Genomic DNA, 3277 nt, shown 5'->3' on the forward strand with positions numbered 1-3277 from the left:
GCCTGCTGGATCGCATCAAGATAGTCGGTTTTAGCGGCATCAGACGGCTCGACAGCGGATAGCAGCGTGGTCAGTTCGACCAACATCAGCGTGCGAGCGGCGTGCGCGCCTCCACGGGCATGACTGAAACCGAAGCGGTCTAGCGGGTGATGGCCTCTGTTTTCTTCACTCACGTTGCTTGGGTTTCCGCCTTACACTAAACGCTGGCCACGTTTGATGGCACTTACCGCGTAAGTGCCGGGTGCTGTCGCACGTCTTCCGTTCCATCAGAGTTTTTTGATCAAGCATGCCCGTGATTGATGAATCCTCGCGGCAGAAGTCACCGATTGTCGCCGATCTTGCACTCCCCGTCGCCTGATCTTGGCGGTGGCGCTGCACGCCGTCCGTTTCATCGCGTCGGCTTCGACGCCGGGACTGACCCGAAGAAGATTTGTTTCATGTGGTCCTTGCCGATGATCCGCACGAGTTCGTGCAGCGTGCAGTACATGAAAATCAGCACGAACAGCAGGATCTGAACGGCCCAGAAATGCGGCCAGACGATCTCGGCCAGCAACTGGTCATTGCCCGCGACCAAGCCACCCGCTTGGCGAGAGAATTCGACGAGACGCTCCAGGTAGTGCACGAGCGTGGCCACCAGTAGGTAGATCAGGGTTTTCCAGGTCACGTTATAAATCAGCGGATGGTGGGGATAGCGATTGATGAGGGGCAGCAGGTCCGCGATCAGGACCGATTTGCCGAGGATTAAGGCGGCGACCGTCACTGACATGGACGTGGCGACCGTGATGCCGGTCCCTTCGGCCATCAGGACGCGAATGAGCGCCACGAGGTGCAGGGCGATGAAGAAAAAGAGCGTTGGCGGCCAGATGACGCTGAATTCTTCTTTGAGTTTATTGAATACAGGGCGCATGGCGTTGCTTTCAGGGAATTGTTGATCAATGGGAATGTGCCGGATGTCGAGCGATGCTTTGCGCCGACGGATCCGGGGTAGGTAACAAGCATGTCACCGGTGGCGATCAGAGGTGTCAATCGGCATTATCGATCTCCATGGCGATATTCCACACGGCGGTTGCGACCGTCATGGCGGCGGCTCCAAGCCTGCCTGAATTGCTCGCCGTTGACGCCAGGCGACCATCAGCCAAACCGCTAGACCGAACAGGCCGGCCATGAGGCAACCTTGATGGACGGCTGGAATGGACATCAAACCCAGCAAGCCATTGGCATCCGACCAGGGAGTGAAGGGCGTCAGATCGGCATGCATCAGGCGATCGAGCAGGACATGGGACAGGGTGCCGACGAACGCACCCGCGATCACCGCGACGGGCGTGGAGACCGCGGGCGTGACCAGCCCCTCCCAGCGATAGAAGACCAACTCACGGTTCCAGCGTCGCAGGAGTGGCCGGCAGAGCGTCGGCGCGATCACGGCGACCGCCACGGCGATCATCAGCGCCGCCAAGTACGTATGGGTGATCCCATGCAGTCGGTCGGCACCATTCATCAACCCGATCAGTGGCTCGATGTCCATCGCGACCTGAGCGACACCAAAGGTCAGGAGGCTGAAGTGACGGCCCGCCAGCGCCTTGATGGCGAACCCTGGTCCCAGGTGCAGTGGTGTGAATGGCATGAATACTCCGATGACAAGCGTCTTGCTTCAGGTGTCGCGCAGCATCCTCCCGTAGAAAGTTCCCCTCTGCACATTCATCCTCCCAGGCGTGGTTTCTCTCCTGACACGGCGAGGCAGCGGTGCGATCATCAGACCATCTTTACATCACCAACGACCAGACCCATGCGAATTCTCCACACCATGCTGCGCACCGGCAACCTGCCCCGCGCCATCGATTTCTACACTCGCATCCTGGGGATGACGCTGCTGCGTCAGCAGGAGTATCCGGAGGGTCAATTCACCCTCGCCTTTCTTGGTTACGGCGACGAATCCGATCAGACCGTGATCGAGCTGACGTATAACTGGGGCGTCGAACACTACGAGTTAGGCACCAGCTATGGGCACCTCGCCATTGAAGTGGACGATGTCGACCAAGCCACCGCTCAGATTAAGGCGCAAGGTGGCAAGATCCTGCGCGAGGCCGGCCCGATGAATGCTGGCCGCACCATCATTGCCTTTGTGGAGGATCCAGACGGCTACCCGATTGAACTGATCGGCGCCCGGCAGGGAAATCGAGGATAGCGCCTGCCAGCGTTCCCGCCTGAACGCGGTGCAGGGATCATTCACCACCTTGATCGGTCATCCACAAGCGTACCCGCAGGCCCCACTCGGTACTGGCGCCGACGGTGGCCTGGCGGATCTGCCCATGGGCATCGACCACAAAAGTGGCGGGGACGCCGCGCACGCCCCACCGAGTCGCGAGTTGACCTTCAGGGTCGGCGATGACGGGGAAGTGAAGCCCCTGTTTTTGCATGAAGCGTCCGAGGTCTTCGGGCGTGCCGGATTGCAGCGCCACGGTGACGACCGGATAGTCGTGCGCGAGGTCGTCGATGGCCCCGTCCATGAGGCGGCACACCGGGCACCAGGTGGCCCAGAAGTGGATCAGCACGGGCTGGCCCCGAAACTCCGCGAGGTCAAATGTTTGTCCGTCCCGCGTGAGACCCACCAGAGAGGGAGCCGCGCCGCTGGCCAAGGGTCTCGCCTTCCACCACTGAACACCGGCGAAAATCAGCAGGATCAGGACGAGGTTGATCAACCAGCTTCGGATAGCCCGTGCGGTTTTCAATCCCATCTTTGTGGCGGGTCAATATCCGTGAGGCGTAAACCGTCGTAGACCATGGCGAAACTGGCTTTGAAGAAACTCATGCTCGCCAGGAGCGTGACCCGGACCTGATTGCATGCCTGGAGCGAGGCGGCATAGGGGGTGAGGTCGATCCCGTGATCGAAGGTCAACGGCACGGCCTGTCCATCGATCCTGGCCGAACGCACCACGCCCTGTTTGATGGCGAGCGAACCGCAAACCTGGTTGGCGTCCGATGTCACGACCGACACTTGCGCGACTCGATGCGTCGGCAAGGGGATGACGAACGGCGAGCCCCCGCGCGTGAAAGACGCGGCGACCTGCCGAATGTCGCGGTCCAAGCGCCAGGTATCCCAAGCCATCAACGTCCAGACGGCGAGCAACGGGAGCAGCAGCAGGAGGCCGACCCATTGGAGGAGGCGGGCGCGGCGCCTCAGGGCCGGCTCCTCGGAGGCGCTTGGTCAAGTGAAGGGAGTGGGTGGTCGACGAGTACCCAGACCGCCTCGCCGCCGTTCGGGCTGGATCCAGAGCCGCCC

Annotated in this window: 5 protein-coding genes; 1 reads left to right on the top strand and 4 read right to left on the bottom strand. The window is 61.1% G+C overall.

Features of this window, described 5'->3' with window-relative positions; all coding sequences use genetic code 11:
• Positions 1-388 precede the first annotated feature (388 nt).
• Together QZY07_RS23130 and QZY07_RS23135 are read right to left on the bottom strand one after the other, a co-directional pair.
• Positions 389-907, bottom strand: a complete 519-nt coding sequence (locus tag QZY07_RS23130) for a hypothetical protein (RefSeq protein WP_295408051.1) — start codon at positions 905-907, stop codon at positions 389-391.
• Between the two features lie 168 nt (positions 908-1075).
• Entirely contained in the window at positions 1076-1621 is a 546-nt protein-coding gene (locus tag QZY07_RS23135) for a DUF4184 family protein (RefSeq protein WP_295408053.1), read from the bottom strand.
• 162 nt (positions 1622-1783) lie between these two features.
• Here QZY07_RS23135 and gloA point away from each other — a divergent pair, with 162 nt between their 5' ends.
• Positions 1784-2182, top strand: coding sequence for a lactoylglutathione lyase (gene gloA / locus QZY07_RS23140; RefSeq protein ID WP_295408055.1), 399 nt, complete (start codon positions 1784-1786; stop codon positions 2180-2182).
• A 37-nt stretch (positions 2183-2219) separates the two neighbouring features.
• Here gloA and QZY07_RS23145 read toward each other — a convergent pair whose 3' ends face one another.
• Together QZY07_RS23145 and QZY07_RS23150 are read right to left on the bottom strand one after the other, a co-directional pair.
• Entirely contained in the window at positions 2220-2732 is a 513-nt protein-coding gene (locus tag QZY07_RS23145) for a protein disulfide oxidoreductase (protein ID WP_295408057.1), read from the bottom strand.
• Complete coding sequence (locus QZY07_RS23150; RefSeq protein ID WP_295408060.1) at positions 2723-3082, bottom strand: hypothetical protein; 360 nt, start codon at positions 3080-3082, stop codon at positions 2723-2725. Before QZY07_RS23150 ends, QZY07_RS23145 begins: the two co-directional genes overlap by 10 nt.
• Positions 3083-3277 lie beyond the last annotated feature (195 nt).

The sequence above is a fragment of the uncultured Thiocystis sp. genome (assembly GCF_903866365.1).
In the GTDB taxonomy this organism is placed as follows: domain Bacteria; phylum Pseudomonadota; class Gammaproteobacteria; order Chromatiales; family Chromatiaceae; genus Chromatium.